Consider the following 18,849-nt stretch of genomic DNA (forward strand, 5'->3'; position numbering starts at 1 on the left):
CTTCGCCCGCCGCCTCAAGACCTTGCGCGGCCTCACGCCCTACGAAGCCATATGCAAGGCATGGTCGGCCGAGCCCAGCCGCTTCAGGTCAGACCCGCTCCACCAAATGCTGGGACCAAACATCTAGAGCGCAGCGATCACATCGCGGGAGCATGGCCGTCAGGCTCAGCGCCGCGTTCGCGCCTTGGCGGCTGCGTACAGCACGAGGCCGACCAGCATCATGAGCAACCCCCCCAGGGACTGGAAGGGTCTCACCGCCACGAGATAGACCATCATGAACAGAGTGACCGCGAGGAAGACCAGCGGCGTGAACGGGTAGCCCCAGGTCCGGCACGGCCGCGGCAGGTCGGGCCGGGTGATCCGGAGCTTGATCAGGCCGAGTACGGTCAGGAATGAGCAGGCGATCAGGCCGAACTGGACGAACTCAAGCACCGCCTCGAAGCTCTGCGTCAGGAGCAGAAGGCTGGCGACGCCGCCTTGGAGCAGGATGGCGGCAGTCGGTACGCCGTTGCGCGAGCGGCGCGTGAACACCTGCAAGGGTTCTACGTCTTCGCCCATCGCCACCGTCACGCGGGGACCGATCCACATCATCGCGCTGATCGTCGGGATCAGGCCGGCGCAGATCAAGATACCGACCAGGCGGCCACCCGCTTCACCGAACACGTGACGCCCGGCGATCAGGGCGACCTCGACTTGGCCGGCGAGCTCCGTCAGCGGTGTGGTGTAGAGGAACACCACGTTCAGGGCGACGTAGAGCACAGCCACGGCCCCCGTCCCGGCTAGCAACGCCCGCGGCAGGCTGTGATGTGGATCGCGGAGCTCGCCGACGATGTAGGTCGCGGCGTTCCAGCCCGAGTAGGCGTACATTACGAAGACCAGGCTGACCGCGAAGCCGGCGCTGACGATCTGCGTGAGGTCGAACGCGCTGGGGGCGAAGCTGATGGGTTGGCCACCGCCTCGGGCGAAGCCCACCCCGACGAAGACGACAATCAGAGCGAGCTTCAGCAGCGTGAAGACGACCTGAAACACGCTGCTGTGGCGCAAGCCACGCAGGTGGATGGCCGTGACAATCCAGATCAAAGCGAGGCCGAGCGGAAGTGCAGGCGCGCCGGGCAGTACAGCCTCGGCGTACCGCCCGAACGCCATAGCGGCGAGCGCCACCGGTGCAGCGAACCCAACGGTGGCCGAGAGCCAGCCCGCCATGAACCCGACCGCCGGGCCGTACATGTTTGAGAGGAAGTTGTACTCGCCGCCGGAGCGGGGAAACATCGTGGCGAGCTCGGCGTAGCAGAGCGCCCCACAGAGCGCGACGCCGCCGCCGACGACCCACAGCAGCACCAGGGCGAAGCCGGACGTGACGTCCCGGGCCTGGAACCCCAGACTGGTGAAGACCCCGACGCCGATCATGTCGGCCACCACGATGGCCGTCGCCGTCAGCGTGGTGACAGCCGGCAACCTTCCGGTGGCCGTCGGTCGGTCTGTCATCTCTTCCACCTGCCGGGATCCATCGCGCTGATGCGCCTGCTCACGAGAAGTCGAGTGAGCAACAGCCCGTGCTGCGCATGTGACAAACCGAGTGACCGGCCGCTGCGTAACCGTCGATTAAGTCGCACGCCGTGATGGACCGTAAACCGGGAGACTCGAATATCTTCCGGCAGCGGCCGTTCGCCGACGATAGAGCGCGAGCATGGCGCTTGTCGCGGCTTCGCGGGAGAACACCATGGATCAGCGCACGCCGCTCGACCTGACGTTCGACGCCGTCGCCGCGGCACGCGCGGCGTCACAGTCGGCGGCGCAGCGCGCGCAAACGCAGGATCGCGACGACGGCTTCCCAGCCGAAGACGTCGCCGACCTCGCACATCTGGGCTTGCTCGCGGCGCCCGTCCCGCCCTGGGCTGGCGGTGCTGATCTCGGTGAGGAGTCGGGAGCCTCCGGGCTCGCCACGGTGCTGCGGTTGGTGGGATACGGCAGCCTCGCCCTCGGGCGGCTCTACGAGGGTCATGTCAACGCGTTGCAGCTCATCGCTCGGCACGGTGACGCCGGCCAGCAAGAGCGCCTGTTCGCAGATGCTCTTGCTGGCCACCTGTTCGGCGTTTGGAACACCGAGCCGACCGAGGGCGGCCTCGTCCTGCAGGATGGCGTTGACGGCATGTGCTTCAGCGGCGTGAAAACATTCGCCTCTGGGGCGGGCTACGTCACCCGTGCGCTCGTGACGTGCCGCGGTCAGGCCGGAATTGGAACCCTGATGCTGGTCGTGCCCCTGAAGCCCGGGACCCGGAGCGACCTGTCGGCGTGGCGGGCCCACGGCATGCGCGCCTCGGCCACAGGAACTCTCGACTTCGGCGGCATCGCCGTGGCGGCGGAGGACGTTCTGGGCGGCCCGGACGACTACTTCCGTCAGCCAGATTTTTCAGGCGGCGCGTGGCGGTTCGCGGCCGTGCAGGTCGGAGGCATCGAGGCTGTGTTCGACGCCTGGCGGGGGCATCTCGCCGCGACCGGCCGCGGCGGCGACCCACACCAGCTCGCGCGTCTCGGCGAGGGTGCCATCGCGGTTGAAGGGGCCAGGCTGTGGGTGAACCGCGCTGCGGAGACGGTTTCCGAGGGCATCCTTCCGCCGGAGCGCGTCGTCGCACTCGTCAATCTGGCACGGCTAGCGGTCGAACAAGCCGGCCTTGAAGTGCTGCAACTCGCCCAGCGTTCTGTCGGCCTGCAAGGATTCCTGCGAACGCACCCTCTGGAGCGGCTGTCTCGCGACCTTGCCACCTACCTGCGTCAGCCTGGGCCGGACCGGGCCCTCACTACGGCCGCCGAGGAGATCCTCAGGGCCGGAGGCATGGCCGGGGACCTGTGGGACGGGACCATTGCATGAGCGCGGCCAGCGGTACCGACGCAGCCCCGGTTAGAGACGGGTGGCTCGATACACCAAGCCGCTACGGCCGCGTCAGCCGTGCGTTCCACTGGCTGATGGCCGCGCTGTTCGCGTGGCAGTTCGCAGGCGCGCTGCTGTACGTCGTCACCGGCGACAACGCGGTGACGCGCATCGTCGGCGGCAGCCACTTCACCTTGGGCTTCACCCTGTTCGTGCTCGCGCTGCTGCGCGGTGCCTGGGGCTTGGCGAACATGGCCCGGCGCCCGCCACATCCGGGGCGACTTGGTCGCGCCGCGGTCGCTGGCCACCTTCTCATCTACGCGCTGATGGTCGTCGTGCCGGGCCTCGCGCTGCTGCGCCAATACGGCTCGGGCAAGCCGTTTACGCCCTACGGCATCCCGGTGATGCCCGGGCGCGACGAGAAGATCGCCTGGATGGTTGCCCCCGGTGATTTGCTCCATCACTGGCTGGCCTTCACGCTTTTGGCGGTGTTGGCCGGCCACGTCGTCATGGCCTTCCTGCACCGCAAGCTGCGGAAGGAGGACGTACTCGCGCGGATGACATGAAGAGGTCGAAGCAGCGGCGCAGTCGGGAGATGGCGCTTTCGGGATGCCGTACCACGCCGCGTCCGCTTCCAACCCGTGAGCAGCCCCTCAGCTGAGAGGCTCGAAGTCGGCGAAGGGTCATCTACTGCCGGGGTGCAGGCATGATCCTCTCAATCAGCCCGGTCCAAAGCTAGCCGGTCAGGTCAGCTGGAGCGGCGGCGGAAAACACTTCCGCTTTCGGTGATCGCTTAAGCGTTCGTGTACGGCTGGGTTGGGTCGCCAGCGGAACGTCCGCATACGCCCCCATCTTCAGAGCCTTCGTTCGGGTGTCTCTTCGCCTCGTCGGCATGGGCCGGCGAGGAGACAGACGATGGGACACTCAGCACACGATCCGGCAACGAAGGGGCGGCCAGCCTGGAACGCTGGCCGCAAGCTCGGCGCCAAGCGCGCCCTCAAACCTCAGCAGGTTTGGGCCATCCGGTTCTGGCTCGACCGCGAACGGCGTACACGCGACCGGGCTATGTTCGACCTCGCCATCGACAGCAAGCTGCGTGGCTGTGACATCGTCAAGCTTAAGATCGGCGACCTGATCAGCGGTGGTCGCGTCCGTAGCCGGGCCATCGTCATCCAGCGCAAGACCAGCCGGCCGGTCCAGTTCGAGCTGCTCGAACCTGCACGAACCAGCATTCTGACATGGCTGGAAGCCAGGGGTGGTACGCTCGACGACTATGCCTTCCCGAGCAGGCTCGACGGCGTCACGCACATCAGTACCCGGCAGTATGCGCGCCTGGTCGATGAGTGGGTCGCAGGCATCGGGCTGCGCAGCGAGGACTATGGCACCCACTCCCTGCGCCGCACGAAGGCGTCGTTGATCTACAAGCGGACCGGCAACCTACGGGCGGTTCAGATTCTACTTGGCCATACCAAGATCGAGAGCACGGTCAGATACCTCGGTGTTGACGTCGAGGATGCCCTGACCCTGGCCGAAGGAACTGAGATTTGAGCGTTTGGCCCCTCGGCTACAGTGTCGAGGGGCTTCCAAACCAGCCCAGCAGCAATGCGCCCATCTCGGTCAATCAGGGGGCGGACGCGATAACCCTGAAGCGGACCTTGCCGACCGCCCGCGCCAAACGCCCCCTACCATCGACAGATGATCGGCGAGGAAGATGCCAGTCGAAAGTTCTCTTCTGTGTTGCGGGCTATGCATCAATCCGAGATCCATCGCACATCCGGCCGGACCTTACGGGAGACGAACCGAGGGTAACGACGTTATGGGGAAGCTGTCGGTGTCAGGCAGCAGGGAGTTTGCGTATGCCAACCGCTGTGCCGGACGCCTTGAAGCCGCCCGCCCAGGTGCCTCCGCCCCTCGTGCCGGGCCTGCGCGGACTTCTGACACTCGCCGTCGGCGTCGTGCTGGTAGCCGCACTGTACTTCGGCCGCGAGGTGTTCGTCCCTCTCGTTCTGGCCATCCTGCTCAGCTTCGTGCTGGCACCCGTGGTCAATCTGCTGCGCCGGATCAAGCTCGGGCGCGTGCCGTCTGTCATCGTCGCCGTCCTGCTGGCGCTGGGAGTTCTCGGCGGCATCGGGGCTGTGATCGGAACCCAGGTTGCGGGGCTCGCCGGCAACCTGCCTCAGTACCAAACGACCGTACAGAAGAAGTTCGCCGGCCTGCAGCAGGGCTGGTTCGGCGAAGCGAACAAGCTCCTGCAGAAGTTCAACCATCAGGTCCAGGACGTCACGCAGAAGGCCGACGCCGCCGGCACCACGGCCGAGACCGGACCGTCGGGCGACACGCCGAAGGCGCAACTCGTGCGGGTGCAGGAGCCCGAGCCCTCGCCTCTCGCGCTGGCTGAGAAGGTCCTCGGCCCGGTCGTCTCGCCACTGACCGACGTGGGCATCGTCCTCGTCGTCGTCGTGTTCCTGCTGCTGCAGCGGGAAGACCTGCGCAACCGCATGATCCGTCTGTTCGGGTCGAGCGATCTGCACCGCACCACGATCGCCATGGACGACGCCGCAGGTCGGCTCGGCACCTACTTCTTGGCGCAGCTCGGCATGAATGCCGCCTTCGGCGTCATCGTCGGCGTCGGCCTGTGGTTCATCGGCGTGCCCAACCCGCTGCTCTGGGGCGTCTTGTCGGCGATCATGCGTTTCATCCCGTACATCGGCGCCATCGTCTCGGGCGTGTTCCCGGTGGCGCTAGCCGCTGCGGTCGATCCGGGCTGGTCGATGGTGATCGCGACCGCCGCTCTGTTCCTGATCGCCGAGCCGGTGTTCGGGCAGGTAGTTGAGCCGCTGCTCTACGGCCACTCCACCGGGCTTTCACCCTTCGCGGTGATCGTCTCGACGCTGTTCTGGGGCTTCCTGTGGGGGCCCATCGGCCTGATCCTGGCGACCCCGTTCACTGTCTGCCTGGTCGTGCTCGGACGGCACGTGGACAGCCTGGAGTTCTTCGACGTGCTGCTCGGTGATCGCCCGCCGCTGACGCCGGTGGAGAACTTCTATCAGCGCATGCTTGCCGGCGACCCGGACGAGGTCCGGGAGGTCGCCGAGGGCATGTTGAAGGACCGCTCCCTGTCATCTTACTACGACGAGGTGGCGCTCAAGGGACTGCAGCTCGCCGCCAACGATCACGCCCGCGGGGTCGTCACCCCCGCCCAGCTAGAGAACATCCGCGCCTCGGCCCGTTCCCTAATGGAGGACTTGGAAGGACACGACGATGTCGAGCCGGCCGTCGATGACAAGGCGGTGAACCCATCCGACACCCCGACGCTGGCCGAACGCGCGCACCCGAAGACCGAGGCGGTGCCGGCCCAGGCCCCGCCCCGGGATGCCCTTCCGGAGGCATGGCGGGGCGAGGCACCGGTGCTGTGTCTGGCCGGTCGCGGGCCCCTCGACGAAGCGTCCTCGGCGATGCTGGCTCAGTTGCTGCGCAAGCACGGGCTCGGCGCGCGCGTGACCTCGTACCAGTCCGCCTCGCGCGAGGGCATCCGCGAGCTCGACCTCGCCGGCGTGGCGATGGTGTGCATCTCGTACCTCGACATCACCGGGAATCCTTCGCATCTGCGCTACCTGCTGGAGCGGTTGAAGCGGCGCGCACCGGGTATCCCCATCTTGGTGGGGCTATGGCCGGTCGGCGAGAAGGTGCTCACCGACGCGGCGCTCGGCCGGGAGGTCGGCGCGGACGCCTACGTTTCGTCGCTGCGCGACGCGGTGGATACCTGCCTGAGGGTCGCAACCGACTCCTCGCCGTCTCAGGGTTCACCCACCGTCGTACGGGTGGCTTGACCGATCGCCGGGGGATTCGCCCCCGGAATCTGCACCATGTGCGCCGGAGCAAGCTCCGGCTTGCTCCACCGATCCCGCAGGATCTTAGAGGGCCGGCCGTCATGCAGTAGCCAGGGGATGCATCGCGGCGGACTCGTGGCGCGAATGGTTGGGTCTGGCGTACGTCAGCAGGCGATCGCCCGCCTCGATGGCGGCTTCTTCGTGATCGACGGAGATGAATTCGACCGCGCCATCCGGCTTGATGATCAGCAAGCGTATCGTATCCAACTTTGAAGCCGATTGCGCAGGAACGACTTCGAACTGCCAGCCAGCATCATGGTGTCCCGCGAGGGTGTCGAAGTCGGCCTTGCCCTCACCCAGCACCTTCCCGCGGGCGTCCCGACTCACGCCCGTATCCTCGTGCAGGAGGTGGTCGGCCGAGGGAGCGAGTTGGTACACGCGCTCGCGGCCGAGCTCGGGGGCCAGCCTGGTGCAAACAAGGGCGTTGTAGAGTTCGTCGCGGGTCGCGGCGAGCAGATGGTCCGGCGGATGGTCGGCGAGGCCTTCCTCGGCATGGCGGGACAGGAGTTCGGCCTGCAGCGTCGGGACACCGGCCTCCTGCGCCGCGTGCAAGGCGCCGGGATAGGTGTCGATGAGAATGACCGGCACGCCCGCACGGTGGAGTGCGATGACCATGGCGGTCGCCCAGGGGCAGGCGCCGACGACGGCGAGCCGCTGGCTCTCGGCCGCAGCGGAAAGGCTCAAGCGGCGGGAGAGCGGCCCCAGGGAGAAGCCGTGCAGGATCACCGTCGCGACGATGACCGCGAACACGGTCGGCTGAATGAGATCGCCGCCGGGGTATCCCGCCTCGGTGAGGCGGGGGCCGGCCACACCCGCGACGGCCGCCGCGACGATGCCGCGGGGCCCGATCTAGCCGACGAAGATGCGCTCCCGCCGCGATAGGTCGCTGTTCAGCGTCGCCAGCCAGGTGGCGGCTGGTCGGACGAGGAACACGATGGCGGCGGTCAGGCCGATGATGGGCAGGGACAACTTGCCGAGGACCCCGAGGTCGAGGTCGGCCGTCAGCACTACGAAGAGGCAGGACACGAGCAGGACGACCAGGGCTTCCTTGAACCGGCGCAGCTCCGCGATGCCCGGCAGATGCCGGTTGGCGAGGGCGATGCCGAAGACCGTGGCGCCGATCAGTCCCGCCTCGTGCATGAACAGGTTCGGGACGACGTAGGCGATGAGTGCAAGTGCGAGCAGCACCGGGGTCTTCAGGGTCTCGGACACGAGGTCACGCCGGAACGCCCAGGCTACGAGGAAGGCCGAGCCCACGCCGAGGGCGACGGCCACCATCACGCCCTCGGCGAGATGGAGCGTGAGTGCGACGACAGGGTTCTCCCCGGCCTGGTGAGGCACGCCGACCAGGATCTCGATCACGACCGCCGTGAGGATCGCTCCGACCGGGTCGTTGATGATGGCCTCCCACTTGAGGAAGGCAGCCGAGCGCCGCTCCAGACGCGCGTGACGCAGCAGCGGCAGGATCACCGTGGGACCCGTCACGACGAGGATGGCACCGAAGACCGCCGCAGGCCCCCACATCATCCCGCCGACCAGATGGGCCGCGACCGTGCCGAGGACGAAGTTCACGGGGAGGGCGAAGGCGGTGAGCCGTAACACGCCCTCGCCGGATGCCCGGAGTTCGCGAAAATCGAGGGCAAGGCCGCCCTCGAACACCACGATGGCCACCGCGAGCCCGATCAGCGGCCGGAGGTTTTCCCCGAAGTCCCGGGTTGGGTGCAACAGGCCGAGCATGGGCCCGACCAGGAATCCGAACCCGAGAAGAAGCACGATGGCGGGGATGCGCAGACGCGCGGCGAGAACCTGGGCGGCGATCCCACCGCCCACGACGCACAGCACGGCCGTCGTCAGTCCGTGTTCCATGCGCAAGACTCCGGTCGAATGTCCGGAGATGCCCACGGGCGTCCGAACCGGGTTTCAGGTGCGAGGGACGTCGCGGGCCACGCCGCTCGCCCGGACAGGCTGAGGCTTGGCCGTGCGATAGCGACAATCTCGGTGCGTGATCCCGGTTCCCTTCGGCGCCCCAGCCACGCCGAGCCATCTTGCAGCTCCTATTGACCGGGCCCTACCCCGCAGGGAGACGCGTCGGCTCTTCGATCGTCACGGCGTTGTTCTCGGCACGGTAAGCACGGGCGGCGGCGTAGGCGGGGCGACGCGCCCGCATGATCGAGCCGAGCGGCCGATGCGCGGCCAAGCCCGTCCAGGGGTTGAATGCCAGGCGGTCCTCCACCTGCTGACGCAGGGCGTCGGACCATGTCTCCTGGGGGAGCGCGGTGATGCGCGCGACCGGGCGATAGGGGCTCTCGTCCTCCGGCCACATCGCGGCGGCGTCCTCGATCGGCATGGAGTCCAGGCTCGTCGCCAGCTGTACGCGCAACTCCCAGACGGCCGGGTGATCCCTGAAGTGGGCCGCGACGGACTCTCGGATGCCGTCGGGTCGGCCGGCGAGGTCGATGGCCTGCCCAGAAAGGGCGACGAGTTCGGGCGAGACGGGCGAGATCGCCAGCTTGGCGAAATACTCGCCGTGTAGAAGCGCGGCTTGCGAGTAGAAACTGTCGCCGAGCAGATGCGTCTCGGCTTGCCCCGCCAGGGTCGTCAGCGTCGCCGACTTCAGTCCGACCTTCTCCAGAACCGCCTCGGCCGTGCGTGACACGGCCGAGAGTCCGATCTTGACGGGCTCGGCGCGGCCCGTGGTGGCGGCCAGCGGCCGCAGCTGACGCAGGAACCCCCGGGCGTCGCCGATCTGAAACGAAGGGGAGTTGCCGAACACATAAATCTGCGTGGTCTCGTCCTCGCTTCCGGGCAACCGTGCGCCGGGTACATTCAGCACTTTGAGGGCGACCCCACGCGGGGTGGACACCTTGTCGTCCAGGATGTCGCCCGGTGTCGTACTGAAGCGGAGGATTGCGTCATAGCCGCCCGGCCTCGCGAACAGCCCCTGCGCGAGCTGCGGAGAGAGTCCCGGCAGGACCTCGAAGCGCGCCCGCAGGTAGCCATGCGCCTTGGCATGGACGGAGCGATAGGCGTGGCCGGTATCGGCATGGGTTTTTCGCTGGATCGCCAGCATCGTCTCAGTGAGGCCGCGCTGCGTCTCCGCCTCGTCCTCGGCGATGGTCTCGTAGGCGGGGTCGAAACGAAGCGCGGCGAGCGTCTGGGCCATGGGGCATAGACTTCTAGCTGAGGGAGTGGGCTGTTCGCGGTCGCAAGGCGGTCGTGCGTTTCAATGCAACGGGACGGTCGTCACCGCAGCTTCGCTGTCGGGCTCGATGGACGAGGCCACTTCAGCCGTCGCCGAAAGGGTAACTGTATGGGCAGGGCCTTCGGATCCGGGTGCGGCGCCATGGTCTGCCGGCTGGCCCCGAATTATGGATCGAGGCCGCGGGTGTGCGATGACCGCCTACCGTCTGACGAGCCTTCGGCTCTCGGTGGTTTTCTGCCTGTCCGCTTGTGGAACGTGGTTCACCAAACCAGACATACGTTCCGGCGGCGGATCCCACGCAGTATGGCTCGTTGGTACTTTGCGTTTTACGCGGCGCAACTTCTACCGCTGTGCCACGGCGATCAGTGCAGTCGACGGAATGGGGAGCACCGATCGATCTCCAGTCATTCGTCGTGCCTCTGCGATTACTGCGGTTTTGTCCGCGTCATTCAAGTCTGTCCAGTCTGGTGAGATGCCGAAGACCGTCTCTGGGTCATCCAGCATCCCGACGTCCAGTTGGTAGTCGAAGACCACCTGCTCGATTTGGCAATCGCGATACCCGGCGATGATCAGTTCGCGGGCGAACTCTTTGGGATCGCTGAGCGCCCTTACCCCGTCCGGCATCGCGCGTGTTTCGCGTTCGGGGAACAGCTTGCGGCGGATCTGACCGAGCAGAAGAAACGTCGCCGCTCCCTGTTCCTGCCACGTCGCTACAACACCTCGGCCGCCCGCACGGGTCACCCGCGCCATTTCGCCGAGACCCTTGCGCCAATCAGGGAACATGATGACGCCGAAGATTGAGAACACGGCATCGAAGCTGCCATCAGGTAAAGCAAGAGCCTGCCCGTCCATCACTTTCGCATCCACGTTGGACAATCCGGATGCCGCGATCCGCGCGACCATGGCGGGCGAGAAATCGATTGCCAGAACCTGTGCGCCTGTCCGGGCCGCAGCGAGCGTGAGCGCCCCTGTGCCCGCCGCAACATCTAGGACATGAGCGCGATCATCCAGGGGCACTCGCGCAAGGGCCGCTTCGGCAAATTGGGCGGTGAACGGATGGGCGGTCTTCTCATAGTGGAGGGCGACCTTGTCCCACCGGTCGGGGTTCTCAAAATCTCGCATCGGCATCGCCCATCAAATCACGTAACTTATGAAGTATCGTGATATGGCATAGTTGCCAATCCCTTTGCAGCCGACGAGGATCGGGGCGTGCGCAACGACAGCCGCCTCTCCCGAACGCTTCACGTGCTTCTTCACATGGCGCGTCACGAAGGACCCATGACGTCTGAAGCCATTGGGCGAATGCTTGGTACGAACCCCGTCGTCGTCCGGCGGACGATGGCAGGGCTGCGTGACGCTGGTTACGTGAGGTCGGATAAGGGGCATGGCGGCGGATGGAGCATCGCCGCGGATCTGGACGAGGTCTCGTTGCTCGACGTCCACCGCGCTGTTGGTGGCCCTCGCATCTTCGCCATCGGTAGCGACCGCTCAAACTCCGACTGCGCCGTTGAAAAGGCCGTCAATCAGGCGATCGAGGACACGCTGCGCGAAGCCGAGGCGTTGCTGATCGAGCGGCTAGGGTCGGTCAGCCTTGCGCAACTTGCGCGGGACTTTGATGCAGGGTGCTGCGTCAAAAAGCCTAGGTCTGCTTTGGGAAGCACTTAGTCTTGCTTCTGTCAACTACATTAGGTCGCCAGGAGCCTGTCCGCTTTCCCGGCGGACCAACTCCGAAACAGCCATAGCGAAGCCTAGCCTCGTTATGGGACCAGAAGATTGAGCGATTGGGACGCTGGCGTGATCACGACGCGCCGCCCCCAATCGAAGGCGACGAAGTCCTGCTCGATCCCGTCAGAGAAGACTACGCCGCCTTCGTTCATCCGCGACACCACGGTGAGGGGCGATCCGGCGAACTTGCCGCCGCGCAGATCCGTGCCGGTGGCGACGCTCGGGAATGGCTCGCGCACCCAGTAGCCGAAAGCCGCCTCCTCGATACCGACCTCCACCGAGAGATGCGTCGCCGCGCTGATCGAGCGCGCCCAACCGGTCAAGCCGGTGCCAGACGCTACGATCAGCCCACTCGAGGACTGGTCCTCCGCCTGCGCCCCGTCGTCGATCCGGTAGCGCGCGGATTGGTGGCTGCGGTGGCCGACGAAGATTTCGTTCAGAGCGAGCAGGCGCTCGCCGCCGTCGAACATCGCCTGTACCATGGTGCGCCGCTGCAGAGGCGCGGCGCCGGCCACGCTGGCGGGTAGGAGGGCGCGCAGGGCCTCCACCCGGGCTCGGGCCAGCACTCCATCGTAGAGGTTGGGCGCCGGGTTGACGCCAATCACCGGCTGCCCGTCGAGGTACTTGGCGACGTTGGCCACGAGCCCGTCCTGCCCGACCGCGACGATGATGTCCTCCGGGGCGAAGAGGAAGCGGTCGAGGTCGGGGCGCCTCACCAGGGCCTGCCGCCAGTCCAGGGGCACGCAGGCCCGGGCCTCGGCGAGGACGGCCTGGAACTGGGCGTGGCGCGCTTCGACCTCGGCAAGCGCCTGACCTCGGCTCTTCAGGAAGAACCGGACCTGGCCGCGGGTCGCATGCCGGGCAACGAGCAACTCGTAGTCCGTGTCGCGGATCACGAACACTACCCGGGGGGTGATGACCGGCATGGCAAGCCTCCTCAGCGGGGTGCGATACGGGCCGGGAGGGCGCCTCGGACCTCGCCGAGGAGTGCCGCCAGCAGGTCGGGCGTGATGGAGACGTGCTCGATCGTCTCCAGCTTGCCGGCGAGTTCCCGGGCGGCCAAGCCGAGCAGGACCGCAGGTGGCATATCCCGGTAGACCGTGGCGCGGCGCTGTTCCGCCTCGACCCTGGCTCCCTCGACGAGCCGGATACGCTCGGCCTCCGCCGCCGCCTCCAGGCCCCGGGCCTCCGCAACACCGGCGGCCCGGTCGCGGGCATTCTCGGCCTCCTGGGTGATCAGCACGGTCTCGCGCCGGGCCAGCTCGGTCTTCGTCGCGAGTTCGTTCTCGGCGATGGCGCGTTCCTTCTCCACCGCAAGGGCACGCCGCGCGAAGGTCGCCTCGTCGGCCTTCTGCTGCAGCGCCTCGAAGGTCGGCGTCTGCAAGGCGCGCTCCAGCTCGCTGATCGGCGCGAGGTTGGTGAGCCGGACCGATACGGCGGCGATGCCGATCTCGGCCAGCGCCGGGGCCGTGTCGAGGGCCCGTTCCAGCACGGCGCGCAGAGGCTCCAGCCCCGCATCGAGGAGGCCCCCGATCGGGCTTGTCCCGAGATAGTTCAGCGCGGCCTGACTAGCGATGCCGCTGAGGCGCGCCTCGATCCGCTCGATCGGCTGGCCTTGCAGGCGTCCGGTGCGGAGGTCGATGGAGAAATCGACGCGGCTTGCCAGCAGTTCCGGATCGACGACGTGCCAGCCGATCGTCCCCTGGACGACGACGGCCTGGAAATCCCGACTGCGGCCCCGAACGAACAGCGTCATCTCGCGGTCGTCCACCGGCACCTCACTGATGCTGGCGGTCTCCGGCCGGAACCAGAACACCAGCCCGCGGCCGCTCTGCCGGATACGGCCATTGCGGAAGCGGATGATGTGGCTGCTCGCCTCGCTTCGCAGCTGGGCGATCACACCGACATTGCGAACCGTGGCCATGATGGTCTCCTCAGAACCGCCCCGACTTGTCGACATCGACAACCCGGCGATGCCCGCGCAGCCGCACGGATCGCCGGGAGGATGGGACCCAGCGCACGAGCTGGCCGCCCGTCAGCCGGAACCCCGATCCGGTCATTCCCCAATTTATACTCATATTGAGTATAATGGAAGGGGCGAGTTGGTCATTGCGACCTGTGGGCCTGCCATGACTCACCGCCGACCCGGTCAACGGAACGCCTAGTCGGTTACGCTCACCCGCACGCGATGCCAGCAGGTGCAGAGGTAACCCTTGTGGTTCCAAGTATCGTCAGGCAGTGCCGGCTGGGTCTGGCCCGCCGTATCCCAGGCGCGCACGGTGAGCTCATGCTCACCGGGCGGCAGATCGAGATCGGCGGCCCAGAACGTCCAGGCGAAGGGAGCACCGGCCTCGTGCTCCAGATCGGCCTGCCTCCAGGATCGGCCGCCGTTCCCGGAGACGTCAACGCGGGCGATGGCCCTATCGCCGCAGACCGCGTAGCCGCGAACCCGGTTCCTCCCGGCTATGAGGACGCCGCCGCGCTCAGGTTCGCAAATCGCGGCATTCACCGGCATCGTTTCGATGGTGTACCCCTTGGCCGGATCCGCCGTCTCCGCGGTCACGTCGGCTGGGTATAGCTTGTAATCGTTGGCCTGGATCGGATTGTCGGACGGGTGATCCTGCACAGCGATGTGCCGGAGCCATTTGGGGCTGCGCACGCCGGCATATCCCAGCACGACTGCGCGAACCGGGAAGCCGTGCTCGGGCAGCAGGGCTTCACCATTCATGGCGTACGCAAGCAGGGTCTCGGGCGACATCGCCTTGGCGAGTGGGATCGAGACTCCGTATGGGCGGCCATCCACCGTGTCATGGCTTTCGAAGGCGACGTGGCGATCCACCCCTTCCGCGATCCCCGCCTCTCGCAGGAGGTCGCCAAGGCGAATGCCGGTCCACTCGGCCGTCCCGATGGCACCGGCCTCCCACGGATCGCCGGAGACTGGGGCGACCGCCCGCATGTCAGCGCGACGATTGCCGGCGCATTGCATCGTGGCCGTGAGAGCTGCCATCGGGAAGCCCGTCCGCAGGTCATCGAGCGACAACGTCAGAGTCAAACCAGCTCTTCCAACGACTGTCAGGCGCCAAGTCTTCGAGTCGAGGTTCGGAAGATCGCCGTGCGAACGGACATAGAAATCCTCCGCCGGAGTCCGGTAGGATGCACGCAAACGGCCCAAAGGCGGTTCGGCGTTGTAGGGCCGATCGTCATGGACGATCAGGCTAGCCTTTCGCTCGGGTCGGCTCGGCATAGCAGCTCTCGTTCAGATGAGGACACGGGAGCGAACGCGCCGCGAGCTGCAAGGCTCAATCACCGATCCGGGAGCCGTCGGGGCCGTCTGCTGTTCCGGTAGCGCTCCTCTGAAGCGGACCTGCCGCTTTTGGCTCGATCCAGTCGCGTGAGCAGGCGCCTCCGAATGTCCCTTCAGGGTGGATTTCTACCGGCCCGCTTCTGGGCAGCGTATAGATCGGAACGGACATCATCGCATGTGCCGCTGATGACCCAGAGCAGGCTACCATAGTGCCTGCCAACGAACATTCCGGCTTGTCGACTAGCTATGCTTGGCTCGCTTGAGAAAATTCGCTTTGGATGATCTCAGTAAAATTCTAAAGCAGATCGATATCCATGACTCGCTCCGATATACATAAATCGAACCACATGGAGGAGCCGAAACCCGCGTCCTTGCCTCCCGCTGCTCGTGACAATCCGGCCGGTCAATAGGTTTGTTTTAGAGTATGCTGCTTTTATCATCACGGCCGATAAATAATCTTCAAATTTCTGCGATAGCATAACACACCATTCCGGACTTGCGCTAACGCTCGCCGAGCCGGCATTTGTCTCTCAAAAACAACACGCTCGAAGAAGCAGTAACTATCACGTACTTGGCATTGCAGGCATATTGATCCCTGTCGTTTGAGCCCTCGACTCATATCACCCCAAGCGCGACGATCACTTCAAAGCATTAGAATGTCCGCTCTCTGAGGATACGATCCTCCGTTAGGCTTCGCCTAATGCGGTCTCACTGATATGGCATTTTTTTGAATAAGCCGGGAGCTTGTAATGGCTGTAGTCTCTGCAACTTTCACTGGCTACAGCGCTGGCCCATATACGGCACCTACCTACACAAGTGTAGATGGCGGAGCTTACGGCTCGCAAGCTGCCGATCGCTCTTATATATTAGCTAATGGTAGTACAAACGGTAATATAAACGTCGGCGATGGCGTTGCATTCTATTTTGACAGCGCAAGGCAGCCGAATGTTAGCGAGGCCGCAACATACATAGGTTATTATGACAACAATGGAACGCAGTATCCACTTGTTCGAGCTAATGGTGGGGGCTACTCACTCCTCGGCCAGCCGAGCTCAAACCAAAATTACACTATCACGTCTGCATCTTACACCATGGGCTCGGCCTCTCCTCCCTGTTACGCCGCTGGCACATGCATCCGCGTCCTGCGCGGGCTGACGATCCAGGATGTGCCGGTGGAGCACCTGTCCGTGGGTGACTTAGCACTCACTGCATCCGGTAAGCCCCGCCCCATCCGCTGGATCGGCTCCCGGTCCTACCCTGGCCTCACCGCCCCGCAGGCTGACCGCCCGGTGCGGATCAGGACTGACGCGCTGGCCGACGGTGTGCCTGCCCGCGACCTACTCGTCTCCCCTGATCATTGCCTCTGGATCGATGGCTTGCTCGTCGCCGCCGGCCACCTCGTCAACGGCACCTCGATCACCCGCGGCGAGGCAGTAGCGGACCTTACCTATTGGCACGTCGAGCTAGACAGCCATGATCTTCTGCTAGCCGAGAACGCCCCGGCGGAGAGCTTCCTGGCTGCTCCGGGCGTGCGGGCTGGCTTCGATGGGGTGCAGTCCCTCGACGCGGGCACGACCCCAAAGCCCTACGCTTCGCGCGTCGAACTTGGCTCTGAATTGGCTGCACTCCGTGGGCGCTTGGCCCTCCGCGCGGCCTCGTTGAACGGGGCCGCCAACCTTGGACCCGTGCGGGCGTGGCTGGATCGATGCGTGGTCGATACGGATGGCACGTTGTACGTGGCCGGCTGGGCGCACGACGCCGCACAGCCCAATATTCCAGTTTGCTTGGATGTGTTGGTGGACGGGACTGTAGTCGCGTTCACCGTAGCGAGCGAGTACCGCGCGGACCTCGCCGAGTCCGGCATAGGATTTGGTCGGGTCGGCTTCGACCTCGGGCTGACGGTGCCCTGGGTCACGGGTGCACCGCACATCGTGGAGGTTCGCCGTTCGACTGACCGCCTTCGGGTCTGCGCGATGGAGACAGACATGGTGGGTATCTGGACGCCGCTATGGGCGGCCTGATCTAGGTATACCCGAACCGAACCATGCTAGCTGGTGCCTATGGGCGGAAAAGAGATGTTCTATCGGAACGGGTTGTTGCCAGGCGCTGGCTTCACCCCTTGGAGCATCCGATACAAAGTCCACTCCTCCACGATCTTCTTGCCGGGGAGGTAGCAGAGGCCGATCTCACCACCATCGGGAAGCTTCGCGGTCACCAATTGTCCATCCATGGTCCCGCAGAAGACGGATGCTGGATTGCCCATGGCCTGTGCGGTGATTGGCTGAGCCATGATGGCACCGATCACGAACAGAGTGAGAGCTTTCACGGCGTTACCTCACGCATAGGCTGGGAGCTTTCTACACAAAGCACCTGAACCCTACCGACCGAGAGCGTTCAAAAATCAAATAGGATGGCCCTCACGCGATAGCTTGAGGTGTCTGCTTTCAGGCATCGATCCTCGGGGCCGAAACGACCGAGTCGGGTCGAAAGAAGGCCGTCCGCTCTTTTGAGCGGTCTAATCCAAAGCAGCGGTCATTCTGCTTTCCGTCAGACTGAATCATGCCGAAGGTTCAGCGTGTACAAAACCGGCCGTTCAGCTTGGCGTCCGACGCGCTCATTAGGACAACCACCGTGATGTCCCGTAAGCAGACACATGCGCAGCGAATACAGTCCGCTGCACCCTCAAAGTCGTGTCGTCTTTTCGCCTTCGGTCGGTCGGCCGGAAAAACGTCTCAAGGGAGCGCTCGGGCCGACGAACCTCTCTCGTTCGTGGGGGCCGACTATGGTTCCTGGGCTTCTTCGACGAACTGGTTCGTCCAAAGGTCGTTTTCGGACGCCTTCGCGTCGACACCGTTGCCATAGGGGGCACCAACCTCTTTAGCGAAAGTCAATGCATTGCCGACGCTGCTGGCATCCAAGCGGCCGTTCTCAGCGACACCGCTTGCCATCACCTTCACCGCGGATGCGATGGCATCCGGGCTCGCCTTGGCGAAGAAGCGCCTCTGGATTTCGGCCGCGGTCTCGTCGGGTTTCGCCGTCACGGCCGCGCTCGCCTCCTGCATGGCGCGCACCGTCTTCGTGATCAGTCCGGCCTTTCCGGCCTCGATCGGCTTCTTGGCCACCAAGACGAGGTACGGTTGCTGGGCGAGGAGAGGAAACTCGTCGCCCAGCGACACGAGCACCACGCCCGTTCCTGCCTTCTCGGCATTGTATCCTTCCGGCGGCGAGAGGACGAAGGCGTCGATCCGTCCGACGTCGAGGGCGGCCTGCACCGCGGTCGGGCTGCCGACCTGAGCCACCTTGATGCCCGTCTTCGGATCGAGGCCGCCCTTAGCTGCCAGCCAGCGGGCGGCGTTCTCCTGCACGCCGGCGAGGGACGTCACGCCGATCGTCGCGTCCTTCAGCGCCGCGAGCCTCTTCGGGAGGGGATCGCCGGCAGTGACGCCCGCCCGCTTCAGGAAGGCCGGAGACGCCACGAGCTGGAGCGTGACCTTCGACATCAACGTGTCGACCATCTCGAAGGGCTGGCCCTTGGCCACGGCGCGGAGGACCGCATCGGTGCCGACCGCCGCGAGGTCGATATCGCCGGCATCGAGGGCGGCCAGGGCCGAGGCGTCGCCCCCGGGCAGGGACGCGACGCTGGCCGTCAGCCCCTGTGCCTTGAAGCTGTCGAGGGCCCGCGCAGCCCAGATCGGCAGGTAGCTCAGCACCGGGGCGCCGAGGCCGATGCGCACCGTCTCCTCCGCGTGGGCCGCTTGCGGCAGCGGCAGCAGGAGCACCGCGCCCACGATCAGAGCCCGCATTCCGTCCCCGAGGCTGCGCATCGAATGCTCCCTGTGTAGGTGTGCTGGCGGATGGA

General features: G+C 65.6%; 16 protein-coding genes and 1 pseudogene. 7 read left to right on the forward strand and 10 right to left on the reverse strand.

Annotation, left to right across the window (positions count from 1 at the left end):
* Nucleotides 1–127 (forward strand): annotated as a pseudogene (locus AAHG09_RS29130) (IS481 family transposase); the annotation flags it as partial.
* A gap of 38 nt (nt 128–165) precedes the next feature.
* Here AAHG09_RS29130 and AAHG09_RS29135 read toward each other — a convergent pair.
* Nucleotides 166–1,485, reverse strand: coding sequence for an APC family permease (locus AAHG09_RS29135; RefSeq protein ID WP_342111380.1), 1,320 nt, complete (start codon nt 1,483–1,485; stop codon nt 166–168).
* Nucleotides 1,486–1,720: 235 nt separating this feature from the next.
* Here AAHG09_RS29135 and AAHG09_RS29140 point away from each other — a divergent pair, with 235 nt between their 5' ends.
* The 4 genes from AAHG09_RS29140 to AAHG09_RS29155 all read left to right on the forward strand — a co-directional run bounded on the left by AAHG09_RS29140 (nt 1,721) and on the right by AAHG09_RS29155 (nt 6,699).
* Nucleotides 1,721–2,869, forward strand: a complete 1,149-nt coding sequence (locus AAHG09_RS29140) for an acyl-CoA dehydrogenase family protein (protein ID WP_342111382.1) — start codon at nt 1,721–1,723, stop codon at nt 2,867–2,869.
* The gene (locus tag AAHG09_RS29145; protein WP_342111384.1) at nt 2,866–3,435 is read left to right on the forward strand and encodes a cytochrome b; all 570 of its coding nucleotides are present in this window, start codon (nt 2,866–2,868) and stop codon (nt 3,433–3,435) included. Before AAHG09_RS29140 ends, AAHG09_RS29145 begins: the two co-directional genes overlap by 4 nt.
* Nucleotides 3,436–3,784: 349 nt before the next feature.
* The gene (locus AAHG09_RS29150) at nt 3,785–4,417 is read left to right on the forward strand and encodes a tyrosine-type recombinase/integrase (protein ID WP_012322182.1); all 633 of its coding nucleotides are present in this window, start codon (nt 3,785–3,787) and stop codon (nt 4,415–4,417) included.
* Nucleotides 4,418–4,725: 308 nt separating this feature from the next.
* Nucleotides 4,726–6,699 carry an AI-2E family transporter gene (locus AAHG09_RS29155; RefSeq protein WP_342111387.1) on the forward strand — a complete coding sequence of 658 codons (1,974 nt, stop codon included), beginning with the start codon at nt 4,726–4,728 and terminating at the stop codon, nt 6,697–6,699.
* A 99-nt stretch (nt 6,700–6,798) separates the two neighbouring features.
* Here AAHG09_RS29155 and AAHG09_RS29160 read toward each other — a convergent pair whose 3' ends face one another.
* The 4 genes from AAHG09_RS29160 to AAHG09_RS29175 form a co-directional block, all read right to left on the reverse strand.
* A complete protein-coding gene (locus AAHG09_RS29160) occupies nt 6,799–7,569 on the reverse strand; it encodes a cation:proton antiporter (protein WP_342111388.1) in 771 nt (256 codons plus the stop codon).
* 39 nt (nt 7,570–7,608) lie between these two features.
* Nucleotides 7,609–8,625 (reverse strand): cation:proton antiporter, encoded by a 1,017-nt coding sequence (locus AAHG09_RS29165; protein ID WP_342111391.1) that lies wholly within the window; start codon nt 8,623–8,625, stop codon nt 7,609–7,611.
* A 202-nt stretch (nt 8,626–8,827) separates the two neighbouring features.
* Nucleotides 8,828–9,922, reverse strand: a complete 1,095-nt coding sequence (locus AAHG09_RS29170; protein WP_342111392.1) for a catalase family protein — start codon at nt 9,920–9,922, stop codon at nt 8,828–8,830.
* Nucleotides 9,923–10,303: 381 nt separating this feature from the next.
* Complete coding sequence (locus AAHG09_RS29175; protein ID WP_342111448.1) at nt 10,304–11,083, reverse strand: class I SAM-dependent methyltransferase; 780 nt, start codon at nt 11,081–11,083, stop codon at nt 10,304–10,306.
* A gap of 87 nt (nt 11,084–11,170) precedes the next feature.
* Between AAHG09_RS29175 and AAHG09_RS29180 the strand changes: the two genes are divergently transcribed.
* Nucleotides 11,171–11,626 carry an Rrf2 family transcriptional regulator gene (locus tag AAHG09_RS29180; RefSeq protein WP_342111395.1) on the forward strand — a complete coding sequence of 152 codons (456 nt, stop codon included), beginning with the start codon at nt 11,171–11,173 and terminating at the stop codon, nt 11,624–11,626.
* A 92-nt stretch (nt 11,627–11,718) separates the two neighbouring features.
* Here AAHG09_RS29180 and AAHG09_RS29185 read toward each other — a convergent pair whose 3' ends face one another.
* The 3 genes from AAHG09_RS29185 to AAHG09_RS29195 form a co-directional block, all read right to left on the reverse strand.
* Nucleotides 11,719–12,612 carry an NAD(+)/NADH kinase gene (locus AAHG09_RS29185; RefSeq protein WP_342111397.1) on the reverse strand — a complete coding sequence of 298 codons (894 nt, stop codon included), beginning with the start codon at nt 12,610–12,612 and terminating at the stop codon, nt 11,719–11,721.
* An 11-nt stretch (nt 12,613–12,623) separates the two neighbouring features.
* Nucleotides 12,624–13,610, reverse strand: a complete 987-nt coding sequence (locus tag AAHG09_RS29190; RefSeq protein WP_342111399.1) for an SPFH domain-containing protein — start codon at nt 13,608–13,610, stop codon at nt 12,624–12,626.
* Nucleotides 13,611–13,847: 237 nt separating this feature from the next.
* A complete protein-coding gene (locus AAHG09_RS29195) occupies nt 13,848–14,930 on the reverse strand; it encodes a molybdopterin-dependent oxidoreductase (RefSeq protein WP_342111401.1) in 1,083 nt (360 codons plus the stop codon).
* Nucleotides 14,931–16,081: 1,151 nt separating this feature from the next.
* Between AAHG09_RS29195 and AAHG09_RS29200 the strand changes: the two genes are divergently transcribed.
* Nucleotides 16,082–17,011 carry a Hint domain-containing protein gene (locus AAHG09_RS29200; RefSeq protein WP_342111403.1) on the forward strand — a complete coding sequence of 310 codons (930 nt, stop codon included), beginning with the start codon at nt 16,082–16,084 and terminating at the stop codon, nt 17,009–17,011.
* 59 nt (nt 17,012–17,070) lie between these two features.
* On the opposite strand, the gene AAHG09_RS29205 is transcribed toward AAHG09_RS29200, so the two are convergent.
* Both AAHG09_RS29205 and AAHG09_RS29210 read right to left on the reverse strand, forming a co-directional pair.
* On the reverse strand, nt 17,071–17,316 hold the full coding sequence (locus tag AAHG09_RS29205; RefSeq protein WP_342111405.1) for a DUF333 domain-containing protein: 246 nt from the start codon (nt 17,314–17,316) through the stop codon (nt 17,071–17,073).
* 454 nt (nt 17,317–17,770) lie between these two features.
* Entirely contained in the window at nt 17,771–18,814 is a 1,044-nt protein-coding gene (locus tag AAHG09_RS29210) for an ABC transporter substrate-binding protein (protein WP_342111407.1), read from the reverse strand.
* Between the last annotated feature and the right edge of the window lie 35 nt (nt 18,815–18,849).

This window comes from Methylobacterium guangdongense (genome assembly GCF_038442355.1).
Classification (GTDB): Bacteria; Pseudomonadota; Alphaproteobacteria; order Rhizobiales; family Beijerinckiaceae; genus Methylobacterium; species Methylobacterium guangdongense.

Coding starts and splice junctions, on each gene's coding strand:
- AAHG09_RS29150 (WP_012322182.1), top strand. CDS start 3,785: ATGGGACACTCAGCACACGATCCGGCAACGAAGGGGCGGCCAGCCTGG.
- AAHG09_RS29185 (WP_342111397.1), bottom strand. CDS start 12,612: ATGCCGGTCATCACCCCCCGGGTAGTGTTCGTGATCCGCGACACGGAC.
- AAHG09_RS29195 (WP_342111401.1), bottom strand. CDS start 14,930: ATGCCGAGCCGACCCGAGCGAAAGGCTAGCCTGATCGTCCATGACGAT.
- AAHG09_RS29200 (WP_342111403.1), top strand. CDS start 16,082: ATGGGCTCGGCCTCTCCTCCCTGTTACGCCGCTGGCACATGCATCCGC.
- AAHG09_RS29155 (WP_342111387.1), top strand. CDS start 4,726: ATGCCAACCGCTGTGCCGGACGCCTTGAAGCCGCCCGCCCAGGTGCCT.
- AAHG09_RS29165 (WP_342111391.1), bottom strand. CDS start 8,625: ATGGAACACGGACTGACGACGGCCGTGCTGTGCGTCGTGGGCGGTGGG.
- AAHG09_RS29210 (WP_342111407.1), bottom strand. CDS start 18,814: ATGCGCAGCCTCGGGGACGGAATGCGGGCTCTGATCGTGGGCGCGGTG.
- AAHG09_RS29175 (WP_342111448.1), bottom strand. CDS start 11,083: ATGCGAGATTTTGAGAACCCCGACCGGTGGGACAAGGTCGCCCTCCAC.
- AAHG09_RS29170 (WP_342111392.1), bottom strand. CDS start 9,922: ATGGCCCAGACGCTCGCCGCGCTTCGTTTCGACCCCGCCTACGAGACC.
- AAHG09_RS29140 (WP_342111382.1), top strand. CDS start 1,721: ATGGATCAGCGCACGCCGCTCGACCTGACGTTCGACGCCGTCGCCGCG.
- AAHG09_RS29145 (WP_342111384.1), top strand. CDS start 2,866: ATGAGCGCGGCCAGCGGTACCGACGCAGCCCCGGTTAGAGACGGGTGG.
- AAHG09_RS29190 (WP_342111399.1), bottom strand. CDS start 13,610: ATGGCCACGGTTCGCAATGTCGGTGTGATCGCCCAGCTGCGAAGCGAG.
- AAHG09_RS29135 (WP_342111380.1), bottom strand. CDS start 1,485: ATGACAGACCGACCGACGGCCACCGGAAGGTTGCCGGCTGTCACCACG.